21 protein-coding genes are annotated in these 23,261 nt (G+C 66.0%); 7 read left to right on the top strand and 14 right to left on the bottom strand.

Going from position 1 to position 23,261, the window contains the following annotated elements; genetic code table 11:
* Window positions 1-62 precede the first annotated feature (62 nt).
* The 3 genes from SM753_RS15520 to yqeC form a co-directional block, all read right to left on the bottom strand.
* Window positions 63-701, bottom strand: a complete 639-nt coding sequence (locus SM753_RS15520; RefSeq protein WP_323192299.1) for a nucleotidyltransferase family protein — start codon at window positions 699-701, stop codon at window positions 63-65.
* Window positions 702-785: 84 nt separating this feature from the next.
* A complete protein-coding gene (locus SM753_RS15515) occupies window positions 786-1,829 on the bottom strand; it encodes a PLP-dependent cysteine synthase family protein (protein WP_323192298.1) in 1,044 nt (347 codons plus the stop codon).
* Window positions 1,830-1,944: 115 nt separating this feature from the next.
* Entirely contained in the window at window positions 1,945-2,718 is a 774-nt protein-coding gene (gene yqeC, locus SM753_RS15510) for a selenium cofactor biosynthesis protein YqeC (RefSeq protein ID WP_323192297.1), read from the bottom strand.
* 107 nt (window positions 2,719-2,825) lie between these two features.
* Here yqeC and SM753_RS15505 point away from each other — a divergent pair, with 107 nt between their 5' ends.
* Window positions 2,826-3,074 carry a sulfurtransferase TusA family protein gene (locus tag SM753_RS15505; protein ID WP_135537030.1) on the top strand — a complete coding sequence of 83 codons (249 nt, stop codon included), beginning with the start codon at window positions 2,826-2,828 and terminating at the stop codon, window positions 3,072-3,074.
* Window positions 3,075-3,077: 3 nt separating this feature from the next.
* Entirely contained in the window at window positions 3,078-4,106 is a 1,029-nt protein-coding gene (gene selD / locus SM753_RS15500; RefSeq protein ID WP_323192296.1) for a selenide, water dikinase SelD, read from the top strand.
* A 24-nt stretch (window positions 4,107-4,130) separates the two neighbouring features.
* Here selD and yqeB read toward each other — a convergent pair whose 3' ends face one another.
* The 4 genes from yqeB to SM753_RS15480 are packed head-to-tail and all read right to left on the bottom strand — an operon-like array spanning window position 4,131 to window position 6,677.
* Complete coding sequence (gene yqeB / locus SM753_RS15495) at window positions 4,131-5,711, bottom strand: selenium-dependent molybdenum cofactor biosynthesis protein YqeB (protein ID WP_323192295.1); 1,581 nt, start codon at window positions 5,709-5,711, stop codon at window positions 4,131-4,133.
* A complete protein-coding gene (locus tag SM753_RS15490; RefSeq protein WP_323192294.1) occupies window positions 5,708-5,953 on the bottom strand; it encodes a DsrH/TusB family sulfur metabolism protein in 246 nt (81 codons plus the stop codon). The genes yqeB and SM753_RS15490 overlap by 4 nt, the downstream gene beginning before the upstream one ends.
* A 2-nt stretch (window positions 5,954-5,955) precedes the next feature.
* A complete protein-coding gene (locus SM753_RS15485) occupies window positions 5,956-6,309 on the bottom strand; it encodes a DsrE family protein (protein WP_323192293.1) in 354 nt (117 codons plus the stop codon).
* Entirely contained in the window at window positions 6,306-6,677 is a 372-nt protein-coding gene (locus SM753_RS15480; protein ID WP_138798843.1) for a DsrE family protein, read from the bottom strand. The genes SM753_RS15485 and SM753_RS15480 overlap by 4 nt, the downstream gene beginning before the upstream one ends.
* Window positions 6,678-6,784: 107 nt before the next feature.
* On the opposite strand from SM753_RS15480, the gene SM753_RS15475 reads away from it, so the two are divergent.
* Window positions 6,785-7,210 (top strand): rhodanese-like domain-containing protein, encoded by a 426-nt coding sequence (locus tag SM753_RS15475; RefSeq protein ID WP_323192292.1) that lies wholly within the window; start codon window positions 6,785-6,787, stop codon window positions 7,208-7,210.
* 23 nt (window positions 7,211-7,233) lie between these two features.
* Here the strand turns inward: SM753_RS15475 and SM753_RS15470 are convergent, their stop codons facing one another.
* From SM753_RS15470 to SM753_RS15450, 5 genes are all read right to left on the bottom strand, one after another.
* Complete coding sequence (locus SM753_RS15470; protein ID WP_323192291.1) at window positions 7,234-9,081, bottom strand: carbon starvation CstA family protein; 1,848 nt, start codon at window positions 9,079-9,081, stop codon at window positions 7,234-7,236.
* Complete coding sequence (locus SM753_RS15465; RefSeq protein WP_323192290.1) at window positions 9,068-11,521, bottom strand: molybdopterin cofactor-binding domain-containing protein; 2,454 nt, start codon at window positions 11,519-11,521, stop codon at window positions 9,068-9,070. Before SM753_RS15465 ends, SM753_RS15470 begins: the two co-directional genes overlap by 14 nt.
* Complete coding sequence (locus SM753_RS15460) at window positions 11,518-12,063, bottom strand: (2Fe-2S)-binding protein (protein ID WP_323192289.1); 546 nt, start codon at window positions 12,061-12,063, stop codon at window positions 11,518-11,520. Before SM753_RS15460 ends, SM753_RS15465 begins: the two co-directional genes overlap by 4 nt.
* 425 nt (window positions 12,064-12,488) lie before the next feature.
* On the bottom strand, window positions 12,489-14,936 hold the full coding sequence (locus tag SM753_RS15455; RefSeq protein ID WP_323192288.1) for a molybdopterin cofactor-binding domain-containing protein: 2,448 nt from the start codon (window positions 14,934-14,936) through the stop codon (window positions 12,489-12,491).
* Window positions 14,929-15,474: a (2Fe-2S)-binding protein gene (locus SM753_RS15450; RefSeq protein WP_135537020.1), complete on the bottom strand. Its 546-nt coding sequence runs from the start codon at window positions 15,472-15,474 to the stop codon at window positions 14,929-14,931. Before SM753_RS15450 ends, SM753_RS15455 begins: the two co-directional genes overlap by 8 nt.
* A 364-nt stretch (window positions 15,475-15,838) precedes the next feature.
* On the opposite strand from SM753_RS15450, the gene npdG reads away from it, so the two are divergent.
* Window positions 15,839-16,507 carry an NADPH-dependent F420 reductase gene (npdG, locus tag SM753_RS15445; RefSeq protein ID WP_323192287.1) on the top strand — a complete coding sequence of 223 codons (669 nt, stop codon included), beginning with the start codon at window positions 15,839-15,841 and terminating at the stop codon, window positions 16,505-16,507.
* A gap of 58 nt (window positions 16,508-16,565) precedes the next feature.
* Window positions 16,566-17,300 (top strand): ABC transporter permease subunit, encoded by a 735-nt coding sequence (locus SM753_RS15440; RefSeq protein ID WP_323192286.1) that lies wholly within the window; start codon window positions 16,566-16,568, stop codon window positions 17,298-17,300.
* A gap of 86 nt (window positions 17,301-17,386) precedes the next feature.
* On the opposite strand, the gene SM753_RS15435 is transcribed toward SM753_RS15440, so the two are convergent.
* A complete protein-coding gene (locus SM753_RS15435) occupies window positions 17,387-18,619 on the bottom strand; it encodes a Zn-dependent hydrolase (RefSeq protein WP_323192285.1) in 1,233 nt (410 codons plus the stop codon).
* A 119-nt stretch (window positions 18,620-18,738) separates the two neighbouring features.
* Between SM753_RS15435 and SM753_RS15430 the strand changes: the two genes are divergently transcribed.
* Together SM753_RS15430 and SM753_RS15425 are read left to right on the top strand one after the other, a co-directional pair.
* Entirely contained in the window at window positions 18,739-20,379 is a 1,641-nt protein-coding gene (locus SM753_RS15430; protein ID WP_323192284.1) for a D-aminoacylase, read from the top strand.
* Between the two features lie 249 nt (window positions 20,380-20,628).
* Window positions 20,629-21,666 carry an LLM class flavin-dependent oxidoreductase gene (locus tag SM753_RS15425; protein ID WP_135537016.1) on the top strand — a complete coding sequence of 346 codons (1,038 nt, stop codon included), beginning with the start codon at window positions 20,629-20,631 and terminating at the stop codon, window positions 21,664-21,666.
* Between the two features lie 166 nt (window positions 21,667-21,832).
* Here SM753_RS15425 and thrC read toward each other — a convergent pair whose 3' ends face one another.
* Window positions 21,833-23,092, bottom strand: a complete 1,260-nt coding sequence (gene thrC, locus SM753_RS15420) for a threonine synthase (protein ID WP_135537015.1) — start codon at window positions 23,090-23,092, stop codon at window positions 21,833-21,835.
* Window positions 23,093-23,261: the final 169 nt, after the last annotated feature.

Raw genomic sequence — 23,261 nt, 5'->3', positions numbered from 1 at the left:
CATCGCCGGTCGGGACCGCTACGCCCCGCCGAGTGGGCCCTCCCTGCCCTCCCGAACGACCGTCACCCGGCGTCCGACTCCAGATCGGCGCGGGAATCAACATCGCTCCTCACACCGGAGTCGTCGACGTCGACCAGAACGGCGTCGTCACGGGTCTCGATGAGGTGTCGGCCACCTCTGTCGCCCGAAACGTCCGAGAGACCGTCGTAGTGCTGCCGACCGAACAGGACGGGGTTCCCCCGCTTTCCTTCGTACGCGGGGGCGACGATCGTCCCTTCCCCGCTCGCGTACGCTGTTCGTAGCGCGTCGACGGTCGACGGCCGCACGAACGGCATATCGCCGAGCGCGAAGAGGACGGCGTCCCAGTCAGCGTCCCGCGCCGCGTCGATGCCGGTCCGAACCGACGTGCTCTGACCTGCCGCGTAGCTATCGTTATGTCGGACAGAGAGGTCGAGACCGTCGAGCGCCTCCGTCACGCGGGCCGCCTCGTGACCGACGACGGCGACGACCTCGTGGACTGACGACTGACACAGCGTCTGCGCTGCGCGCCTGACTATGGGCGACCCATCGACATCCGCGAGGAGTTTGTTCCCGCCTTCGAAACGAGTCCCCCGCCCCGCCGCGAGGAGCACGCCGCCGACGACAGTCGATCCGTCGCCGCCGTCCGGCCCGTCCGAGTCAGCGTCCGAACGATCTGTCATACGAACCCGTTCGCACCGGATCGTGGTGGTTCTTTCCCCGTCTCGTCCCGTTCGCCTCTCGTCGGCCCATTGTCCCTCGTGGCGTCAGTCGACGATGTGCCAGTCGTCCTGGTGTTCCGAGAGCACTTCCTTCGAGTAGTCGTCGAGGGGGTGGTCGCGCTCCGGAATCTCGATCTCGTGGTCGGGTTCGAACAGTTTCGTGGTGAAATACCGGTGACCCGTATCGCAGATGATCGTCACGATAGTGTCGATGTCGTCTCTGGCCTCGGCGAGGCGGCGACACCCCTCGACGTTCGCACCGCTGGAAATCCCGCAGAAGATCCCCTCCGACTCCGACAGCGACCGGGCCCTGTCTATCGCCGCCTGACTCTCCAGCGAGACGACGCCGTCCATCAGCGACGGGTCGAGGTTCTCGGGGACGAACCCGTCGCCGATGCCTTCTATTTCGTGCGTGCCCCACTGGCGACAGGAGAGGAGCGGTGCCTCCGCGGGTTCGAGCGCGTAGATCGCAGTGTCGGGATTTCGGGCGGTGAGCGCACGCCCGACGCCGGTGACGGTCCCGCCGGTTCCCTGGCCCGCGACGAAGGCATCGGGGGCGTCGTCTAGTTGGTCGAGGATCTCCGGGCCCGTTGTCTTCTCGTGGGCCGCAGGGTTGTCCGCGTTGCTGAACTGGTTCGGGAACCAGTACTCGTCGGGGGCCTCGCTCCGAAGTTCGTCGACGCGCTCCATGGCGAGGTCGACGTCGCTCTCGCCGCCCGGGGTTTCGACGAGTGTCCCGCCGTACGCCCGGATGACTTTCTTCCGCTCCTCGCTCATCCCCTCCGGCATGACGATAGTAACGTCGTAACCCAGGCGGGTCCCGACGAACGTGCAGGCGATGCCCGCATTGCCGGTCGAACACTCCAGGATCTCCGTCCCCGGGTCGAGGTCGCCGCGCTCCTCGGCGGCGGTTATCATCTCGTGATAGATGCGGTCCTTGATGCTCCCCGATGGGTTGAGAAACTCCAGTTTGGCGTAGATCGTCGCGTCGACGTCCGCGCTCGCGTTCGACAGTTCGACGAGCGGCGTCTCACCGATGCTGTCGAAGATATGCGTCTCGTCCGATCCGTCAGTGGGTGACTCTACCATAGTCGCTCGTTCAGTTTCTCACCGTCGAGACAAAAGAATACGGTGAAGTCGGCGAGTACTGACGAGATAGAACAGGCCGTTCACACCCGGCCCACCGTACGGGTTCCGCGTTCCCCTACGCCCGTTGCGGCGAGGTTCGGCTCTCGACGGCGAGACAGACGTCCCGTTCGAACGACGTCACGAGTCCGCGGGCGAACCGAGACGTACCGTCGAGCGCGCGTTCGAGTACCGCTCGCGCGGTCTCCTGGCGGTCCGGCGTGTCGGCCTTGTTGACGATCGGGGTGACGTCCGCGGCGTCGGGCACGCATTTTAGCCCGCCGTCGGGACTGGCGAGCACGTCGCCGACCGCTTCGGGCGTGATCGCGTCGCCCACGGAGAGCCCCGTTATCGACGCGACGCGCTCGGGACGGTGAACGACCGCCTCCGTGAGCGGTTCGCCGACGGCGAGCACCGACGCCACCGGGACGACCTGCGTCGCTTTCTCCGGGATGACCGGTTCCCCGGAACCGGGAGCCTTGAACTCCCGCATCCGCGCGCCGTCAGCTTTGACGAGGAGCCAGTCGAAGAACCCGCGGTCGAACACCGACGTCAGCGGCCCCGGGTCGAAGCCGCGGACTTTCCGGGCGACGCGGTCGGGGTCGGACACCCACTCTCGCGCGAACGCGACCGGGGGCTCGTCCTCCGTGAGCGCGTACGGAGACACCTCGACGTCCGTGACCGTCAGCGGTAGGTCGGGCGGCGGCATCTGCGTCGTCGTCGTGAAGCCGACGTTGCATCCCCGCTCGGTGCCCTCCGTCGCGAGTCGATGCATCGCGGTCTTCTTGCCGCCAGCACCGACGAACGCGACGAGTTCACGGTCGCCGAGCCCCAGCGCGTCAGCCAGTTGCATACCGTCACTGCGGGACGGGGACAAAAATAGGTTTGTGCGGCACAGTCCGCCAGCGGCGGGCGTGTCGAGCCGACACTGTTTTGCGAGTCACCCACATACGCCGAGGTATGACGCGCGTGGATGTCAGCGGGGAAGTCTGCCCGAGGCCGGCGCTGATCGTCCGCCGGGAGCTATCCGAACTGGAGGCGGGCGACAGACTGCTTGTGCGCGGTGATTACCCCCCGGCGGAACGGAACCTCTGTCGAATGTGTCGCAAACGCGGGTTCTCCGTCGCCAAGAGCGAGGACGGTAGCGACGGAGACACGTTCGAGTTGACCATCGAAGTGACCGAGGACGCGGAGATTCCGGAGGCGTAGTCGATGGCCGACCGCACCGAGGATGCGGCCGTCAGGCTCACCGAGTACGCCGACCTCCACGGTTGTTCCTGCAAGGTCGGCCAGAGCGACCTCGACGACCTGCTGGGGGAGGCCGGCCTGACCCAGTCCCGGGACGAACTCCTGTTCGGCGTCGGCGAGGACGCCGCCGCGCGGAAACTGACGGATGACCTGGCGCTGGTTTCGACGGTCGATTTCTTCACACCGATAATCGACGACCCGTACGACTTCGGCCGCGTCGCGGCGTGTAACGCCGCCAGCGACGCCTTCGCCACGGGGGCTTCGGACAATCTCGACTGTCTCGTCGTCCTCGGTCTCCCGCAGGAACTGACCGACGTTGCGCCGTCGGTCTTGGCCGGCATCGCAGACGCTATCGACGGTATGGGCGGCGCGGTCGCAGGGGGACACACGATCATCAGTCCGTGGCCGTTCGCCGGCGGTGCGGTCTCCGCGACCGCACCGCCGGACACCCTGTTGACCTCGCAGGGAGCGTCCGCGGGCGACCGGCTCTACCTCACGAAACCGCTCGGTACCCAGTCAGCGATGGGGGCGCTACGCGTTTCGGACGACGAGTTCGCCGACGTCGTCGCGGACGCGGCGGGTCGTCCCATCAATCAGATCGGCGACGAAGCGTTGGCCTGGATGACGACGCCGAACCGCGCCGCAGTGATAGCCGGCCGGGACCTCGCGACCGCCGCGACCGACATCACCGGGTTCGGCCTCGTCGGACAGGCGGAAGTGCTCGCAGACAACTCCGGGGTCGAGGTCGAGTTGACCCGTCTGCCGGTCATCGCGGGGACCGAAGGGCTCTCCGCGTTGTTCGGATACGGCCTGGAAGACGGCGCGAGCGCCGAGACGAGCGGTGGCCTTCTCCTGTCTGTACCGGCCGCGCGGAGCGCCGACCTCGAATCCCGTCTCGACGACGCCGGGGTCTTCTACCGACAGGTCGGACACGTCACCGACGGGTCCGGTGTCTCGCTCGACGAACCGACGATAGAGCCGATCAGCCGGTAAGGGAAAAAGAGAGTCGTTCGTCCGTCAGCGGAGTTTCAACACGGCTTCTAACACGCCGCCGCCGAGACAGAGCGCTTTGTCCGATATCTTCGTCGGGTCGACCTCCTCGCCGCGCGGATCGATATCGCCGAGTTTCGTCCCCTCGCTGACGTCGAGACCGCCGTGGACGAGGCCGCGGACGAGGCCGTCTATCTCTGCTTGTACGGCGTTGCTGGCGACGTGGCCAACGGTCTCGCCGGCCGAAACGAGGTCGCCGATCTCGACCGCTGGTTCCCACGGACCCTCGCCCGGCGCGCGGAGGACTCGCTCGTGCGTGTAGCCGCGCCGCTCGCCCGGTTCGCCGTCGTACGGACTCGCCGTCCCGTCGTAGATCGCCCGGCCCAGTTCGTGACCGCGGTCCGTCTCGACGACGGCGTCGACGGTCTCACCGGCCTCGAACCCGGGGCCGAGACCGACGACCACGTCCGCGTCGTCGCGGCGGGTGCCGGTGTCGGTCCGGCCTTTCGCCATGATCGCATCGACGACGACGGCCGCATCGAGTTCCGCCGCGACGGACGCGTCCGGGTCCGCGAGGACCGGCACCGCGTCGTCTTCGAGTATCCCGATGGCCTCGTCCACGTCTCCCGCTCGCCGGCCGACGACGCCTTCGACCGAGACTTCCCCCTCATACATCGCGGACGCGAACGCCACCGCTCGGCGAACGACCGTCGGACGCTGGACGTCGGTCACCACGACCGGATAGCCGGCCTGGTGGAGTCGGTAGACGACGCCGCTCCCGAGGTCGCCGCCGCCCCGGACCACGACGAGGTCGTCGAGGTTCAGCCGCGTCGCGCGCTGGCCAGAGGCGCTGTAGCGGTCCATGTTCACCTCCGAGAGGATGGCGAGGGCCACGTCCTCCGGACCGCTTCCGCCGAGATCCAGTCCGACGGGTGCCCTGACCCGTGCGAGTTCCCGCCGGCCGTACCCCTCTTCTGCGAGCGAACCGATGACGTGTTCCGACTTCGTCTCGCTGGCGACGAGGCCGACGTAGCCCGCGTCGCCGTCGAGCGCCGCGGCGACGGCGCGCTGGTCGAACGTGCCGCTGCGCGTTGCGACCGCCACCGAGGTTTCGGACGTCATCGGGAGTTCGGACAGCGTTTCTCCGTAGTCCCCGTGGATGACCTCCGTACTGTCCGGGAAGTTGTCCGGGTCCGCGTACTCCTCGCGGTCGTCGACCACCGTCACGTCGTAGCCCAACCGCTCCGCGAGCGGCGCGAGTTCGACGCTGATGTGACCCGCACCGGCGACGTAGAGGCGCGCCCGTCCGCGGATCCGTTCGACGAAGACGTCCATCGACCCGCCACAGACCATGCCCGTGTTGCCGCCGGGTTCGAGTTCGTACGTCCGGACGCCGGAGTCGGCCTCGTTTTCCAGCACCGCTCGGGCGTCCTGGATAGCGAGGTGTTCGACCGATCCGCCGCCGATCGTCCCGTACTCGCCGTCCGCAGTGACGACCATCCGGTCGCCAACGTCTCTTGGTGCGCTTCCGTCCTTGTCCACTATCGTCAGCATCGCGGCCGGTTCGCCGCGGTCGACCAGTTCGTTGACCCGCTCGAACACGCTCATACGAAGTTTTTCACCTCCTGTTCCACTATCAGGTCGACCAGTGCGTCGTACGAGATCCGCTCGACCTCATCCGGAAGGTCGACGCCCCGCACGTCCACGTCCTTCTCGACGGCGTAGACCTCCGCGTCGAGATCGGGAGAGAGGAACACGCCGTCCTGAATGAGGACGACGCGTGCGTCCGGGTCGTCCGCTGCGGTTCGAAGTCCGATATCGGCCATGGGTTCGTCTATCAGGTACAGCATGGTTAGAAGTCCAGTGTGCGGTCGGCGTCCCGAACGAGCGTCGAAACTTCGTCGCCGGAGCGGACGGTCACGTCGTCGGCTATCTCCTCGGGTGAGACGTCTCGCTCCGCCATCGCGGCGGCGTCGACGACCATCTCTCCGCCCTGCTCCCGCAGATCGGCGACGTGTCCTGGCATGTTCAGCGCCTCTCGGTCCACGGACGCCCGCGCGGCGTACGCGCCGTCTCCCGTGAACACGACGGTGACATCGTGCTGGTCGAACCCCGCGGCGACGCCCCGTGCCGCCCGCAGTCCCTCCGGGACGTGAACGCGCCCGTACGGGGCTTTCGTCAGCAGTACCACCACGTCTCGCTTCATAGCGATATCACCCGGTCCGCCTCGCCGATGATGTCCGCCAGATCCGGCAGGAGACCCACCTCGACGCCCTCGGGGTAGTCGTCGGAAGCGTCTATGCCGCGGGCGTCGACGCAGAGACCGCAACAGATCAGTTCGGCCCCCTCAGCGACGAGTTTTTGGAACTTCTCCGTCGGCATCTCGTCGTAGAGTCCGGTGTCGGAGCAGTCCGGAAACGTCTGGTCTTCGACCGGGACGAGCGCCCCGTCGAGGTAGTGAAAGAACGTCACCTCGTGGCCCTTGTCTAGCGCCGCCCGACCGAGTTCGTACGCCGTTCGCCAGCGCTCGCTGTCGAACGGGCCGCCGGTGAGGAGAAACCCCAGATGTGCCATGTGTTGACTCTATTCGTTTCGCCGGTAATAAGCGTTCGTTCGGATTCACCGACCGCCGCCACCTTGTCCGCGGAACTCATTTCCCTCCGGCCGGCAAAGCGGTTCCCATGAACGAACTCGACCGCACGGCAGACGAGTTTCTCGCCGAGGCGCGCAAGCGGATCGACGAGGTGAGCGCGGCGGAGGCCATGGACCGGCACGGCCCCGACGGGCCGGTGTTTCTCGATGTCCGCGACGAGACGGAAGTCCGAGAAGACGGCGTCATTCCCGGCGCTGTCCACGCCTCGCGCAGCATGATCGAGTTCGAGGCGGACCCGACCTCCGATTACCACTCGCCGGCGTTCTGCCCGGACAAGCAGTACGTCTGCTACTGCGTGGTGGGCCTGCGCTCGACGTTCGTGACCGACCGACTCCGGGAGATGGGGTACGACATTGCGAACCTGGCGGGCGGCATCGAAGCGTGGCGCGACGCCGGCGGCCCCGTCGTTCCGTACGAGAACCGCGACCGGGAAGCGGCCGTCACCGAGCGATAGCGGGCCGGGGAGGGGCCTCCCGGTCAGTCGTCCGCGGCGTCGAGCGACTCGCGAGCGCGCACCCCATCGGGGCTCCGGACGGTCCAGAGGACGACGACCGCCGCGAGACCGACGAGCAGAACGACGGCGAGCACCTGTACGCCGACGGACGCGACGGCCAGTGCGCCCGCGTCCGCGACCCATGTGCCGTTCAGCAGTTTCGCTCGGACGTTCGACACGGCCGTATAGATGAGTGCGCTCGCGCTCACCGCGAGGACGGCCCCGGCACCGGCGAGCGTCCACCGGTGGTCGAAGCCGGTGGACCGGGCGATCCAGGCCGACAGTGTGAGCATCGTCAGGCCGGCGAACAGCTGGACGGCACCGCCGAACAGCGGCCACACCGTCGTCCACCCACCGCTCGCGACCAGCAGATACGCGGTACCGACCTGCAGGCTGGCGTTGACAGTCGGCCGCGAGAGGGCGCGCTGCGACCCGGAGGCGGACTCGTCGACTATCTCGCCGACGAAGTAGCGCCCGAGGCGGATCGACGTGTCGACGGTGGTGAGCGAGAACGCAGAGAGCATCAGCGCCATGAACGCCGCGCCCGCGCCCCGCGGTACTCCGAGCGCACCGAGGACGATGCCGCCGCCCGTCGCGAACGTCGGGAGGGCGAGTTCGAGGCCGCTGCCGGCGGGTATCTCCGGGACGACGGCGACCAGACCGACCGCGAGCACCGCGAGCACTCCCTCGGCGATAGTCGTGCCGTAGCCGACGGCGTGGGCGTCGGTTTCGCTGTCCAGTTGCTTCGGCGTCGTCCCGCAACAGACCATCGAGTGAAGCCCGCAGACCGCGCCGCAGAAGATGGTCGGGAACAACATCGGGACGAGCGGCCCCATCCCGCCGAAGGCATCGCTCGTGAACCCGGTGTAGGCCTCGATTCCCACCGTCAGTGGCTCGGCCGCCGTGCCGAACAGCGTCCCGACGACGATGCCCGCTAGCGCTCCGAACAGCCCCGCGTAAAGCAGGAACGACGAGAGGTAGTCCCTCGGTTGGAGCAGGGCGTCGACCGGCAGGACGCTCGCGACGAGAGCGTAGAGGAGAACGCAGACCAGCCACGCCGAGACGTTCGGATTCACGACCGTCGGGAGCGTCACCGCGCCGCCGTCCGGCACCAGCACGAGCGGGTGCTCGATGCCCACCAGCACCGACCCGAACACGGCCGCGACGAAGGCGACGGTCCCCGGGACGAACGGCAGCGAGAGCCGGTTCCGGTAGACGCCGAACAGCACCGCCAGCAGGACGTACAGCACGCTCGCGGTCGCAGCGCTGGGGAAGGCGTCGAAGATGACCGCCGTCACCAGCGAGAGCACGCCGACGACGAGCAGGTTCGCCGCGACGGCGACCGACAGCAGGACGCGCTTCCCGCGCCGGTCGACGTAGCGCCCGAACAGGTGGCCGATCGACCGACCGCCGTGGCGGACGCTCGCGACCAGCGTCGCGAAGTCGTTGAGGCCGCCGAAGACGACGGTACCGACGACTATCCACGCGACTGCGGGCACCCACCCCCACGCGAGCGCGGCCGTGACGGGGCCGATGATGACGGCACCGCCGGCGATGCTGGAGAAGTGGTGGCCGAAAAGCACCGCCTTCCTCGCGGGGACGAACTCCGCACCGTCCCGACGGGCGTGCGCCGGCGTCTCCCGCTCATCGTCCAGGTCGAACCGGTCGCTGAGCAGTCGCCCGTACGCCACGTACGCCGTCGCGAAGACCGCTACCGCCCCGAGGAGGACGCTAAGTACCGTCGTCACGACCGCAGCCCCCGTCGCTTCCCCGCCGAACGCTGGCAGGGCACGGCCCGCCGATTCCGGTGTCCTCGCCTCATTCCACGTCAAGCGCTTTCCGTATCTTCTCGGCCGTGATCGGGAGGGAGTTAACCCGGATGCCGACCGCATCGCGGATCGCGTTGCTGAGCGCCGGCGGCACGCCGTTCGTCGGGAGTTCGGCGATCGATTTCGCGCCGAACGGACCGGTCGGCTCGTGGGTTTCGACGATTATCGTCTCCATCGGCGGGTGGTCGGTGGTCCGCGGCATCCCGTACTGCCGGAAGCCGAGAACCTCGGGGTTGCCCTCCTCGTCGAACTCCAGTCCGCCGCTGGTCGCGTATTCGAGACTCATATGCTCGCCGCCTTCGATCTGTCCCTCGACGAGCGCGGGGTTTATCGCCACGCCGCAGTCCGCGGCGAAGGCCATCTCGTTGATCTCGTACTCGCCGGTCTCCTCGTCGACGGTGACGTCGACGAACTGCGCGCCGTACGGCGGCGGGCTCTCGTCCGTCGAGTGACTGCCCTTGCCGAGGATGTGCTCGCGCTCGTCGTGGCCGTACGTCGCCTCGTACCCGATCTCCTTCAGCGACACGCGTTCGCCGCTTTCTTGACTGTACACCTCGCCGTCGCGCGCCACCAGCGTCTCGACTGGTTCGTCGAGCATCTTCGACCCCCAGTGTAGTAGCCGTTCCCTGGCGTCCTCGGCGGCCTCTTTGACCGCCTGGCCGCTGATGTACGTCGTCGAGGAGGCGTACGCGCCGTAGTCGAACGGCGTCAGGTCAGTGTCCGAGGAGATGACGACGATATCCTCGGGGTCACAGCCCAGCACCTCCGCGGCGACCTGGCTGAACATCGTGTCGGAGCCGGTGCCGGTGTCGACGCCGCCGACCTGCAGGTGGAACGAGCCGTCCTCGTTCATCTGGATCTGGGCCGCGCCGAGTTCCCGCCCGGCGACGCCGCTGCCCTGCGCGATGAGCGCCATGCCGACGCCGCGGTGCAGGTGGTCCTCCGACGGCTGGTCGAGGTCGTCGTAGCCGATCGCCTCCTTGCCGCGTTCGATGCACTCCCGGAGCCCGCACGACCGTATCTTCCTGGCGAACTTGTCGCCGTCTTTCAGGATGGCGACGCTCCGGTCGACGTCTCCCTCGCGTACGGCGTTTCGCTCGCGGAACTCGACCGGATCCAGGTCGAGTTGGCGCGCCACCTCGTCCATGTGAGCCTCGACCGCGAAGTGACCCTGCGGCGCGCCGTACCCGCGCATCGCCGCGCCCATCGGGAGGTTCGTGTGGACTACGTCGCCCTCGAACCGGACGTTCGGAACCCGCGGATACAGCGGCAGCGGCTTCGTCCCGACGTTGTTCGCGACGGTCATCCCGTGGGTGCCGTACGCGCCCGAATTCGACAGCGTGTACAGGTCCATCGCCTCGATAGTCCCGTCGTCGTCCACCGCCGTCCGCATCCGCATCTGCATCGGATGGCGGAACCGGAGCGCGAAGAACTCCTCGCGACGAGTCATCTCCAGTTTGACGGGCTTGTCCGCCGCACGGTGGAGCGCGAACGCGATCGGTTCGATCGCCATCTCCTGTTTCGCACCGAAGCCGGCCCCGATTCGCGGTTTCGTCACGCGGACGTCGCGGATCGGAACGTCGAACAGGTGTGCGATCTGGCGGCGCGTGTGGAACGGAACCTGCGTGGCGGTGATGAAGTTGTATCGGTCGTCCTCGTCCGTGTGTGCGATGGTGGTGTGCGGTTCGGGGACGCAGTGGGACTGGTACGGCGTCTCCCACTCCGTCTCGATCACCCGTTCGTCGTCAGCGCTGTCGAACGCCCGCTCGACATCGCCGATCTCGCCCTCGAAATGGGATTCGAGGTTCCGCTCGTAGTCGGCCCCGTGCTGTGCGTTCTCGACCTCGTCCGAGTCGAACAACTGCGGGGCGTCCGGCTCCGTCGCGGCCTCGGGGTCGAGGACGGGCTCTCGCTCCTCGTATTCGATATCGACTTTCCGGGCGGCGCGGTCGGCCGTCTCCGTGTCCGCTGCGGCGACCGCCGCGACGGGGTCGCCGACGTACCGAACGTGTTTCCGGAGAACGCGCATGTCCCAGGGACTCGGTTCGGGGTACGACTGGCCCGAACTCGAATACGCCTTGTCCGGGACGGCGTCGTCCCACGGCGTGATCACAGCGTACACACCATCCATGGCTTCGGCCTCACTCGTATCGATGTCGCGGACGTATCCGTGCGCGATGTCGCTCCGGATCACTTTCCCTTCGGCGAGTTCCGGGAAGCGGTCGCGGTAATCCGCGGTGTAGCGGGCCTCCCCGGTGACTATCTTCCGAGCGTCGTCCTTTTCCACGTCCTCGGTCACCTGATCGCGTTCGTCCCGGGGTTTCCGGTCGTCCTCCGCTGCCTCACTCTCCCCCGGAATCGCGTCCGATTCCGCGGCCTCCTCCTCCGCCCGAATTCCGTCGGGTCTGTCGTTTTGCTCCTGAGTTTCTTCCATGTTGCTCATAGCGAGTTCCCCTCCTCGCAGGAACACGTAGAGCCGACGCAGTCCGGCGCGTCCGTCCCGCCGTCAGTCGCCAGCGCCGCGTCGCCGTCCATCCGGTCAGCGGCGTCGAGGACCGCCTCGACGATCTTCTTGTATCCGGTGCACCGACAGAGGTTGTCGGCCAGCGCCTCTCGAACCTCCGTTTCGGTCGGGTCCGGGTTCTCTTCTAACAGCGCCTTCGAGCGCATGATCATCCCCGGAATGCAGAATCCACACTGGAGCGCCGAGTTGTCCACGAAGGCTTCCTGAATCGGGTGGAGGTCGTCCTGTTTCCCCAGCCCTTCGATCGTTTCGACCGACGCGTCGGCGGCTTTCGTCACGGGCGTGACACAGGACATCGCCGGTTCGCCGTCGATCTGTACCGTACACATCCCGCACGCGCCGGTGTCGCAACCGCGCTTCGGGCCGGTGTATCCGTTCCTCCGCAGTACGTCCAGCAGAACGTCCGATTTCGACACATCGAACGTCCGTTGATGACCGTTTAGTTCAAGTTCGATTTGCATGAGGCTCACCTTGGTAGATAGACTCTCGCTTCGTCCGACTATGGCTCCTAAGAACCTAAATAGCTGTCGAGGTTTTTCCCTAAAACGGTATGGAATTTAATACATGAAGGGCTGTCAGCGCGGTTCGGAGGACCGCGATACTGAATTCTCTGTTCGAACCGGCCGACCGCTCCCGCTGACCGCTCTCGGCGACCGAAACGCACCAGAACAGGACAGTGACAGCGGCAAAGTAGCACCGACGTGGCAGACAAACGCCGGCAAATCGTCCATGCGGGAGACAAATGACCCACGCAGCAGCCAAATTGTTCGTGCAGCAGGCAAACGTCCCACGCGACCGTGGGACTCATAGAGACCGTTGTCCCTGTGTACCGGTATTCGCCGACGCGGGGTCGACGAAATACCGAACCGACGGACAACAGTCCCTCTCAGTTGCCGTCGAGCGCCGCCTTGATCTTCTCAGCGGTGACCGGCATCTCGTTGATACGCACGCCGACAGCCTCGCGGATCGCGTTGCTGAGCGCCGGCGGTACCGTGTTCGTCGGCACCTCCGCGACCGATTTCGCGCCGAACGGACCCGTCGGTTCGTGCGTCTCGACGAGGATGCTCTCGATGGGCGGCGTCTCCGTCGCCGACGGGAGTCCGTACTCGTCGAAGTCGGAAACCTCGGCGCGGCCCCGCTCGTCGACGGTGATCCCCTCGCTGACGGCCATCTCGTAGCTCATGTGATTGGCCCCTTCGACCTGTCCCTCCGCCATGCCGGGGTTTATCGCTACGCCGCAGTCGACTGCGACGACTAGCTTGTTGACCTCGAATTCGCCGGTTTCCTCGTCGACGGTGACGTCGACGAACTGTGCGGCGAACGGCGGCGGGCTCTCCTCCGTGGAGTGCGTCCCCTTGCCGAGGATGTGCTCGCGGTCGTCGTGCCCGTACACCGACTCGTAGCCGATGTCTTCGAGCGTGACCGAGTCGCCACTCTCTTCGCTCACTACTTCGCCGTCACGCGTCTCCAGGTGCTCGACGGACTCGTCGAGCATCCGCGACGCCCAGTCGAGGATGCGCTCCTTGGCGTCCTCGGCGGCCTTCTTCACGGCCATGCCGCTGATGTACGTCGTCGAGGAGGCGTACGCGCCGTAGTCAAACGGCGTGTTGTCGGTGTCCGAAGACTTGACGATGATGTCGTCTTCGTCGCAACCGAGTACCTCCGCGGCGATCTGGATGAACGCGGTATCCGCGCCCGTGCCGATGTCGACGCCGCCGACCTGCAGGTGGAACGAGCCGTCCTCGTTCATCATGATCTGCGCCGCGCCGAGTTCGTCGCCGGCGACGCCAGTCCCCTGTGCTGAAAGCGCCATGCCGATCCCCCGGTGCAGGTGGTCCTCGTCCGGCTGGTCAAGGTCGCCCCAGCCGATGGCCTCCTTCCCGCGCTCGACGCACTCGTCGAGCCCGCACGATCGGATCCGACGCTCCGCGCCTTCGCCGCCCATCATGCCGGCGATCTCGTCCAGGTCACCGACTTCCATGTAGTGGTCCTGACGGAACTCGATGGGGTCGAGGTCGAGGTCCCGCGCGACCTCGTCCAGATGCCCTTCGAGCGCGAGCGTGCCCTGGGGCGCGCCGTAGCCGCGCATCGCCCCGGTCTGAGGCGTGTTCGTGTGTACGATGTCGGCCTCGAAGCGGGCGTTCGGCACCTTCGAGTACAGCGGCATCGGCTTGCTGCCGACGTTACCGGCGACCGTCATCCCGTGGCTTCCGTACGCCCCGGTGTTCGAGAGCGCGTAGAGGTCGATAGCTTCGATTCGTCCGTCGTCGGTGACCGCGGTCCGCGCCCGGACCTGCATCGGGTGACGCGAGCGCATCGCGTAGAACTCCTCGTCCCGGGACGCCTCGTAGATGACGGGGCGGTCGGCCGCGAGCGACAGCGCGAGCGGGATCGGTTCGACGACCATCGCCTGCTTCCCGCCGAACCCGCCGCCGACGCGGGGTTTCTTCACGCGGATGTCGCGGATCGGAATGTCGAACAGGTGCGCCAACTGGCGGCGAGTGTGGTTCGGCACCTGCGTACTCGTGATGAGCACCTGGCGGTCGTCCTCGTCGGTGTAAGCGAGCGACGTGTGCTTCTCGATCTGGGCGTGGGACTGGCGGATCGTCTCCCACTCGGTCTCGTGGACGTGTACGTCGTCGCGGTCGAGCGAGCCGTCGACGTCGCCGATCTCGCCCTCGATGTTGGACATCCGGTTGCGGTCGTAATCGTGTCCGACGATCTCGTTTTCGACCTCGTCCTCGCCGAACAACTGCGGAGCGTCCTCGTCGAACGCCGCCTCGGGGTCGACGACGTGGTCGTACTCCTCGTACTCGACCTCGATGGCGTCGACCGCCTCCGCCGCGGTGTCCGCGTCCTCAGCCGCGACCGCCGCAACGGGGTCGCCGACGTAGCGGACGTGCTCGTTGAGCACGTTCATGTCCCACGGGCTCGGCTCCGGATACGACTGGCCGGCGCTCGTGTACTTCGCGTCCGGGACCGCGTCGGACGAGGGCGTGAGGACGGCGTGGACGCCGTCCATCGCCGCTGCCTCGTCCGTGTCGATGGCCGTAACGCGGCCGTGCGGGACCTCGCTGCGAACGACGGCGGCGTGAGCGAGATCCGGGAAACGCTCCTCGTAGTCGGCGGTGTATTTGGCCTGGCCGGTGACGAGCTTTCGGTCGTCGAACTTCTCCGCCGGCTGGGAGACGCTGTCTCGCTCCCCCGGCGCTTTGTTGTTGTTCTCCGGTTCGTCCCATTCGAGGGGATGTTCCTCGAACTCCGTCGGCTCCTCGGATGTCGGCTTCGACGCGGTCCCGCCGTCAGTCTGTGGGTCGGTCGGTTCGTCACTCATTGGTATCACCGTCGTGGTCGGTACAGTCGGCCTGGTCCGGACGGATCTGCGACCCGCCGTCGGCCGCGACCGACTGCTCGCCGCGCATTCGGTCGGCCGCGTCGAGGATCGCCTCGACGGGTTTCTGGTAGCCGGTACACCGACAGAGGTTGTCGTCGATGGCTTCGCGCACCTCGGCCTCGCTCGGGTCGGGGGTGTCCGCGAGCAGCGACTCGGCCTCGATTATCATGCCCGGAATGCAGAACCCGCACTGGACGGCGAAGTGGTCGACGAACGCCTCCTGGATCGGGTGGAGGTCGTCCTGGGTCCCGAGCGCCTCGATAGTCCGGATCTCGGACCCATCCGCGTTCGGAGCGTCCACGCCGCAGGCCATCTTCACCTCGTCGTCGACGAACACCTTCGATGCGCCGCAGACGCCGCTGTCACAGCCACACTTCACGCCCGTGTAGCCGTTCTGTCGCAGTACCGTAGCCAGGTCGTCGTCCGGTTCAACCTCCACGGTCTTCGATTCGTCGTTGATAGTTAGTTTGATTTCCACGGAAATTCCTCCATTAGTGCAGGTGTGTCTAGCACACGCACGTCGTGGTGGAGGATGGGTGATAGCGACACTAATAATTATGGGTGACTCCGGCGACAGCCATAGAACGGCCCGCACACCGCACAAATACGCTGTTCCAGTTCATGCCTCGGACTGTCCACGCCCCCGGACGGAGAAGATATACGGGACGGAACCGGATCGGTCGCACCGCGAAAACAGCGCTCCCACATACGGCGAGACGGCGCGTGCGGCGAGTGATCGGCTGCCGGCACACAAATGTGGCAACTGTCGGCCATGTGTCCGGTACGGCCAATTCGGGTTGTGACGGATACAGTTTTGAACACCTCTCCGCATCGTATCCGGCATGGAGATCGCACTCCTCGGAGGCACTGGTGATATCGGCGAAGGGCTCGCACTGCGCTGGGCCCGAGACACCGACCACTCGGTCATCGTCGGGTCGCGAGACCCCGACAAGGCCGAGCGGAAGGCGAACGAATACTACTCGCTGCTTAAAGAGGCGGGCGTAACCCCCGACATCGCCGGGTACAGTAACGAGACGGCCGCCGAACTCGCCGAGGTCGTCGTCGTCAGCGTGCCGCCCGAGTACGCGCCGAGTACGGTCGAAGCGGTGGCTTCCGAACTCGGCGACGACAACGTGCTCGTCAGCCCGGCTGTTCGGATGTCGCGCGACTCGGCCGGCTTCCACTACGACCCGCCGGAAGAAGGGACCGTCGCGGAAACCGTCGACGAGGCCGCTCCCGACGACGTGCCGGTCGTCGGCGCGTTCCAGAACCTCGCTGCGGGCGCGCTCAGCAGCCTCGACGACGACCTCGAAGCCGACGTCATCGTCACCGGCGACGACAGCGAGGCGAAGCGGACGGTCCAGGGGCTAGCTGAAGATATCGACGGCCTCCGCGCACTGGACGGCGGGCCGCTCGCGAACACCGGCGTCGTCGAGAGCGTGACGCCGCTGCTGATCAACCTCGCGATGAACAACGAGGGCATGCACGACCTCGGCGTTCGGTTCCAGTAACGGGTACCGACGTACCCCTCGAAACGGAGTAACAGTGATACGGTCCCGTGCGTGATAGATGAGGGAACCGAGGGCAAGTACGATTACGGATTGGGAACCATACGGAGTCGTTCCCGCCCCGGAATCGCCGCTCTCCTGGTCCGACATCCATGACCGAAGACGCCAAACGACGCGGCGGAGTCGATCCGCACGGTGTTCACACGCTCCTCTCGAAACAGTCCTCGCGGTACCGCTCGCCCTCGCGAGCGCCTCGACCGTCACCTATCAGGGGCCGCTGTACGCCGGTTCGTCCGCATCGCGAGTCGCCGTCGGATACGTCCTGCACCGGAGCGCCAGACTCGTCTTGAGTTTCCTCCGGTCGGTGCCCGGCCTCGTCTGGGGGTTTCTCTTCGTCACCGCGGTGGGGCTGGGACCGTTCGCCGGCGCGCTTGCGTTCGGCGTCCACAACGCGGGCGTACTCGGCAAACTGTATGCTGACTTCCTCGAAGACACGGACCCGATGACGACCGAGGCGGTCGCGTCAAGCGGGGCGACGCGGTTTCAGGCCGTCTGTCACGGAATGGTTCCGCAGATCTCGGCGACCGTGGCGTCGTACACACTCTACAGGTGGGAGTGTACCATCCGCTCGGCGACGATACTCGGTTTCGTCGGCGCTGGGGGGATCGGCTACTACCTCGTCATCTCGATCCAGCAGCTGCAGTATCCGAAACTGGTGACGGCGATCGCCGCTGTGTTCGCGCTCGTGGTGACGAGCGACGCGCTGGCGTCGCGGCTCCGGGCCAAAATGGTGTAGGGGGGACCGACGGACACGGCGGAGCGCTGGAACCGCGAGCCGAATCGGGGACGGAACTGTCGCGGCCGACCGCAGTTAAGCGCCGCCTACGCTGACGCCTTCGACCGGACAGCTTCGAGGAGCACTTCGGTCCCCGTCACGATGTCTTCCCACTCCGTGTACTCGCTCTCGCGGTGGCTGATGCCGTCGACGCTCGGTACGAAGACCATGCTCGACGGCGCAATCTTGTTGAGGTAGTTCGCGTCGTGACCGGCACCGCTGACGAGTCGGGTGTACTCGCAGCCGACGGTTTCTGCGGCGTCGACGACCGTGTCGATACAGCTCTGGTCGAAGGGGTCGGCGTCGACGCGCATGATCTCTTCGACCTCGTACTCGAGGCCCTCACGTTCGGCGGCGTGAGCTATCTCGCGACGGACCTGTTCGACGGCCGCGTCGACGACCACGTCGTCGTACGAGCGGAGGTCGACGGTGAACTCGACCGTCTCCGGGATCACGTTTATCGCGTTCGGCCACACGTCGACGCTTCCGACGGTGCCGACGAGGTCCGTTCCCTCGGTCGCCGTGATCCGGCGAACGCTCTCGGTCACGTCGGCCGTCGCGACGAACGCGTCGTGGCGCATGTTCATCGGCGTCGGACCGGCGTGGTTCGCCTGCCCCTCGAACGTGACGTTCATCCACGAGAACCCGAACACGCCTTCGACGGCCGCAACGGGGAGGCCCTCCTGTTCGAGAAACGGCCCCTGCTCGACGTGCATCTCGAAGTAAGCGTGGATATCGTGGGGTTCGCACGGTTCGTCGCCCTTGTAGCCGATGCGTTCCAGTTCAACGCCGAACGTGTTGCCGTCCTTGTCCTCGCGCTCGTACGCGTAATCGAGGTCGAAAATGTCGCAGAACACGCCGCTTCCGAGCATGTCCGGCTGGAACCGGACGCCCTCCTCGTTGCTCCACGCGACGACTTCGAGCGGTCGGTCCGTCGTCACGCCGCCGTCGTTGAGCGCTTCGACGACTTCGAGGCCGCCGAGGACGCCGATCACGCCGTCGTACCGGCCGCCGTTGTACTGGCTGTCGATGTGTGAGCCACACATGACGGGGTCGGCGTCCGGATCCGCGCTGGTTCGCCGGCCGAAGATGTTGCCCATCTTATCGATGCGGACCTCCAGACCGGCGTCGCGGAACCACTCGACGACGGTGTCTCGGGCCTCCTTGTTCTCGTCGGACAGGCTGGGGCGGTTCACGCCGCCGTTTTCGGTCGCGCCGATCTCGCTGAACTCGTCGAACCGCTGGCGGAATCGCTGCTCGTCGATAGTCACTTCGGCCATGCCAGAACACACCACAGGGTCGAACTTTAACATTCCGAAGGGATCAGTGCCGACCCGCGAGCCTACGGAGGATGCAGTTCACCGAAAGAACCAAACGGCCGATCCACGAGAGACGAGATATGCCGTCTGTTAGCACGGAGTCGATAGAGTTTCGAAACGCGCGGGTCCTCGATGGAACCGGCGGTCCGGCCTACACCGCACACGTACTGGTCGACGACGGTCGCATCGAGCGCATCGGCGACGAACCGGCCGGTGCCGACCGAACCGTCGACCTCGACGAGTCGTATCTCGCTCCCGGATTCGTGGACATGCACGCTCACTCGGAGCTACGGCTGATAAACAAGCCGGCCGCCGAGGAGAAACTCACGCAGGGTATCACGACCGAAGTGCTCGGACAGGACGGCGTCAGCGTCGCCCCGGTGCCGGACGACCTGAAGTCGGAGTGGGAAAAGCGCATCCAGTCCCTCGACGGAACGATAGACCGGACGTGGCCCTGGAACTCCGTCGCCGAATATCTCGACGAACTCGACGCGGCAGTGCCGGCGGTCAACGCCGCTCACTACGCCCCGCACGGGAATCTCCGGTCGCACATCGCCGGCTTCGAGGACCGAGCGCTCACGGACGAGGAGGTCGGCGACCTCCGGGACAGACTCGACCGGGCTATCGACGGCGGCGCGTTCGGGATGTCCAAGGGGATGATCTACCCGCCCAGTTCCTACGGCCGCGACCCGGAACTGGAGGCGCTCGCCGAAACGCTCGCTGACCGGGACTCCTTTATGATCTCTCACGTCTGGAACGAGACCGACCGCGTCGTCGAATCTATCGACCGCTATCTCGACATCTGTCGTCGCGGCGGCTGTCACGCGCACGTCTCGCACCTGAAAGTCGGCGGCCGACAGAACTGGGGCGACTCGACGGACGTGCTGGACCTGTTCGACGACGCCGTCGACGCGGGACAGCGGGTCTCGTTCGACCAGTACCCTTACACTGCGGGGTCGACGATGCTCACCGCGCTGTTGCCGCCGTGGGCGCGACAGGGCGAAACCGAAGACATCATCGAACGACTGCGGGGCGCGGACGTCAGAGAGCGCATCGCCGATGACATCTCCTCTCCCGGCGACTGGGAGAATCTGGCCCGCGCGGCGGGCACGTGGGACAACATCCTCATCACCCGGACGGCGAGCGGCGACCACCAGGGGGAGACGGTCGAGGAGATCGCATCCGAGCGGGGCCTCGACCCTGTCGACGCGATGTGTGAACTCCTCGTCGATGAAGGCCTCGACGTGACGATGGCGGACTTCGTCATGTCGGAGGAGGACATCGAGCGGTTCCTCGCGGACGAGCGCGGGACGTTCTGTACGGACGGTATCTTCGGCGGGAAACCACATCCGCGTGCCATCGGAACGTTCGGCCGCATTCTCGAACGGTACGTCCGGGAGCGAGACGTACTGCCGCTATCGCTGATGGCGCACAAGGCGGCCGGCCACCCCGCCGACATCCTCGGGTTAGACGACCGGGGCTACGTGAAGGAGGGGTACGTCGCCGACCTCGTCGTCTTCGACCTGGACGCCGTATCGGAGAACGCGACGTACGAGGACCCGTTCCAGTTCACCGACGGCTTCGAGTTCGTCCTGGTCGGCGGGGCGATCGCAGTCAGGGACGGCGAAACGACGGGCGCTCGTAACGGAGAGATCCTCCGCTCGACCGACGAGTGGGGCGGAGACTCGCGGCCGTGGCTCGACCGATCGACCATCGAGTAGCGACACGCGTTTGTCGCTGTGGCACACTGCCGACACACGGACGTGCGGCCTCGTTCCCACCGGCCGATCTGCCCGAACTGACCCGTTCGCCAGTCGACCGGCCACTGTCTGATAGGGACTGCTGTCAGCCAGTTCGGTATTTCGGCAACCCCCGGTCGGCGAATACCGGTACACAGTTACAGCAGTCCCTATGAGTATCCCACCCATACTTATTTATAAAGTGTCGGTTTAGTTCACAACGGACTTCCAATGAGCGATAGCAAACAGGTGTTCGACAGAGGCGACCGTGTAGGCATCTACCTACAGGACAAACACTCGTTGCAGGAGAACCTCGAACTCGTCCAGTACGCGGAGGACCAGGGGATAGACGAGATATGGCAGGCCGAATCACGGCTCGCACGCGACGGCGTCACGCCGCTCGGTGCGTACGCCGCCGTCACGGACAGGATCAAACTCGGAACCGGCGTCATCAACAACTGGACGCGAAACACCGCGCTCATCGCACAGACGATGAGCACGCTTGAGGAACTCGCCGGGCCGAACCGCATCCAATGTGGGATCGGTGCGTGGTGGGACCCGCTGGCCGAGAAGGTAGGCATCGACCGGAGCGGCGCTCTCCGGGCCATGCGTGAATGTGTCGAGGTGACACAGGACCTGCTCGACATGGAGAACGTCACCTACGACGGCGAGTTCGTCCAGATGCGCGACGTGGAGTTAGACGTCGTTCACGGCGACTCGGGGCCGCGGACGGTTCCGGTGTACGTCGGCGGTACCGGCTTCAAGATGCTCGAACTCACGGGCCACTTCGCCGACGGTGCCCTGTTGAACTACCTCGTCAGTCCCGAGTACAACGAGAAGGCGCTGGACGCGCTCGAAACCGGAGCAGAACGCGGCGGTCGCTCGCTCGAAGACATCGACCGGCCGCAACTCGTCGTCTGTTCGATGGACCACGACGTGGATCAGGCGCTCGACAACGCCCGCGAACTCATCACGCAGTACCTTGGCCAGCAGCCCCACATCATGAAAGCCAGCGGCGTCAGCCAGGACCTCATCGACGAGGTGGGCGACGCGATCGGTGGCTGGCCGGCCGACGAGGAAGACATCAAGGAGGGGATGCATCTCATCCCGGACGAAGTCGTTCACAAGCTCACGGCCAGCGGCACCCCCGAACAGTGCCGAGAGAAGGTCCGCGAGTACGCCGACAACGGCTGTCAGTGCCCGATCCTCTACCCGCTGGGCGACGACCGCCAGCTAATGATCGACGAGTTCGCCGACGGCTACCTGTAGCGACGCGCCGTTCGCCGTTTCACTTTTCGGGTCGTACTCCGGTCGGACGAGAAAATCCGGCGGCGTCGGTTCGTCGGCGCGACCGTCAGAGGAACCGCTGTAACTGTGTCATGGTGTTCGGCGACGCGTGTCGGAGAAATACCGAACTGACTGACAGCAGTCCTTATCAGTCGTCGGCCGCCGCGGCCTCGGCGTCGCCGAACAGCGCCTCGACCTCGGATATTTCGGGATCTATCCGGTTTACGTCTCCGGTGGCTTTCTTCGCGCTCTCGGTGTCTTTGAGGCCGAACCCGGTCGAGACGACGACGACAGTCTCGTCCTGCTCGATGATCCCCTGCTCCAGCGCCTCCCGAACGCCGGCGACTGGCGTCGCGCCTGCGGGCTCGGAGTAGATCCCCTCGGTGCTACCGAGGAGCTTCTCCGCTTCGAGGATCTCCTCGTCGGAGACGAGTACGGTGTCCCCGCCGCTTTGCTGTGGCGCGCGGCAAGCCTTGATCGTGTTACGCGGCCGGCCGACTGCGATGCTGTCTGCGATCGTGTCCGCGAGGTCGTCGATGTCGTCGTGACCCTGGAAGGCGTCGTGGATGGCCGAGGCCCCCTCCGCCTGGACGCCGAGCATCTTCGGGTAGTCGTCGACGTAGTCGAGGTCGTAGAACTCCTTGAACCCCTTCCACGCGCCGGCGATAGTGCAGCCGTCACCCATCGAGAAGACGACCCAGTCGGGGACTTCCCCGCGGACCTTCGACTGCTCCGCGAGTTCGTGGCCGACGGTCCGTTTCCCCTCTACCTGGAACGGGTTGATCGCCGCGTTGCGGTTGTACCAGCCGTACTCGTCAGTGACCTCGACGCTCAAGTCGTACGCCTCGTCGTACGAACCGTTGACCGCCAGCACGTCCGCGCCGTAGACGAGCGGCTGGGCGAGTTTGCCCGCGGGCGCAGCGCCGGGGACGAAGATACGGCAGTCGAGGCCGCCGCGGGCCGCGTAGCCGGAGAGCGAGGCCGCCGCGTTCCCAGTCGAGGCGCAGGTGATGATGTCGCGGCCAGCGTGTCGCGCTTTCGTTACCGCGACGGAACTGGCGCGGTCCTTGAAACAGCCGGTCGGGTTGCGGCCGTCGTCCTTGACGAGCGTCTCGACGCCGAGGGCCTCGCTCAGGTTCGGCGCGTCGAACAGGTCCGTCCCTCCCTCGTTGAGAGTCACGACCTCCGCGTCGTCGTCGACCGGCAGGAACGCCTCGTACTTCCACTGTCCCTGGATCTTCCCGTCGAGTTCTGCGTCGAAGTTGTCGTGGATGACGTCGTAGTCGTATTTGACTTCGAGGATGCCTTTCACCCCCTCGTGCTCGGGGCACGTGTAGATGATCTGGTCCGGGTCGTACTCACGCTCGCAAATAGTGCACTCTAACGTAGTGACATGCTCCATTGCCATACTGGACATCAGGCAAGGCCACTACTAAAAAACACCGCACAATATCCCCTTCCGCCGTTCGCTGCCGGTGAGCCGGCGTTTGCAGGACATGCACGCAGCGATCACCGACCCGATACGCGACACACGCTCCAAACGCGTCCCAAACGGCTGTGGCGACTGTGGAACGGTC

Source organism: Halostella sp. PRR32, from assembly GCF_034808085.1.
GTDB classification, from domain to species: Archaea; Halobacteriota; Halobacteria; order Halobacteriales; family Natronoarchaeaceae; genus Halostella; species Halostella pelagica.
The sequence above is the reverse complement of the archived record's forward strand: the minus strand, read 5'-3'. Positions and strand labels throughout refer to the sequence as shown.

Coding starts and splice junctions, on each gene's coding strand:
- SM753_RS15520 (WP_323192299.1), bottom strand. CDS start 701: ATGACAGATCGTTCGGACGCTGACTCGGACGGGCCGGACGGCGGCGAC.
- SM753_RS15515 (WP_323192298.1), bottom strand. CDS start 1,829: ATGGTAGAGTCACCCACTGACGGATCGGACGAGACGCATATCTTCGAC.
- yqeC (WP_323192297.1), bottom strand. CDS start 2,718: ATGCAACTGGCTGACGCGCTGGGGCTCGGCGACCGTGAACTCGTCGCG.
- SM753_RS15505 (WP_135537030.1), top strand. CDS start 2,826: ATGACGCGCGTGGATGTCAGCGGGGAAGTCTGCCCGAGGCCGGCGCTG.
- selD (WP_323192296.1), top strand. CDS start 3,078: ATGGCCGACCGCACCGAGGATGCGGCCGTCAGGCTCACCGAGTACGCC.
- yqeB (WP_323192295.1), bottom strand. CDS start 5,711: ATGAGCGTGTTCGAGCGGGTCAACGAACTGGTCGACCGCGGCGAACCG.
- SM753_RS15490 (WP_323192294.1), bottom strand. CDS start 5,953: ATGCTGTACCTGATAGACGAACCCATGGCCGATATCGGACTTCGAACC.
- SM753_RS15485 (WP_323192293.1), bottom strand. CDS start 6,309: ATGAAGCGAGACGTGGTGGTACTGCTGACGAAAGCCCCGTACGGGCGC.
- SM753_RS15480 (WP_138798843.1), bottom strand. CDS start 6,677: ATGGCACATCTGGGGTTTCTCCTCACCGGCGGCCCGTTCGACAGCGAG.
- SM753_RS15475 (WP_323192292.1), top strand. CDS start 6,785: ATGAACGAACTCGACCGCACGGCAGACGAGTTTCTCGCCGAGGCGCGC.
- SM753_RS15465 (WP_323192290.1), bottom strand. CDS start 11,521: ATGAGCAACATGGAAGAAACTCAGGAGCAAAACGACAGACCCGACGGA.
- SM753_RS15460 (WP_323192289.1), bottom strand. CDS start 12,063: ATGCAAATCGAACTTGAACTAAACGGTCATCAACGGACGTTCGATGTG.
- SM753_RS15455 (WP_323192288.1), bottom strand. CDS start 14,936: ATGAGTGACGAACCGACCGACCCACAGACTGACGGCGGGACCGCGTCG.
- npdG (WP_323192287.1), top strand. CDS start 15,839: ATGGAGATCGCACTCCTCGGAGGCACTGGTGATATCGGCGAAGGGCTC.
- SM753_RS15440 (WP_323192286.1), top strand. CDS start 16,566: ATGAGGGAACCGAGGGCAAGTACGATTACGGATTGGGAACCATACGGA.
- SM753_RS15435 (WP_323192285.1), bottom strand. CDS start 18,619: ATGGCCGAAGTGACTATCGACGAGCAGCGATTCCGCCAGCGGTTCGAC.
- SM753_RS15430 (WP_323192284.1), top strand. CDS start 18,739: ATGCCGTCTGTTAGCACGGAGTCGATAGAGTTTCGAAACGCGCGGGTC.
- SM753_RS15425 (WP_135537016.1), top strand. CDS start 20,629: ATGAGCGATAGCAAACAGGTGTTCGACAGAGGCGACCGTGTAGGCATC.
- thrC (WP_135537015.1), bottom strand. CDS start 23,092: ATGGCAATGGAGCATGTCACTACGTTAGAGTGCACTATTTGCGAGCGT.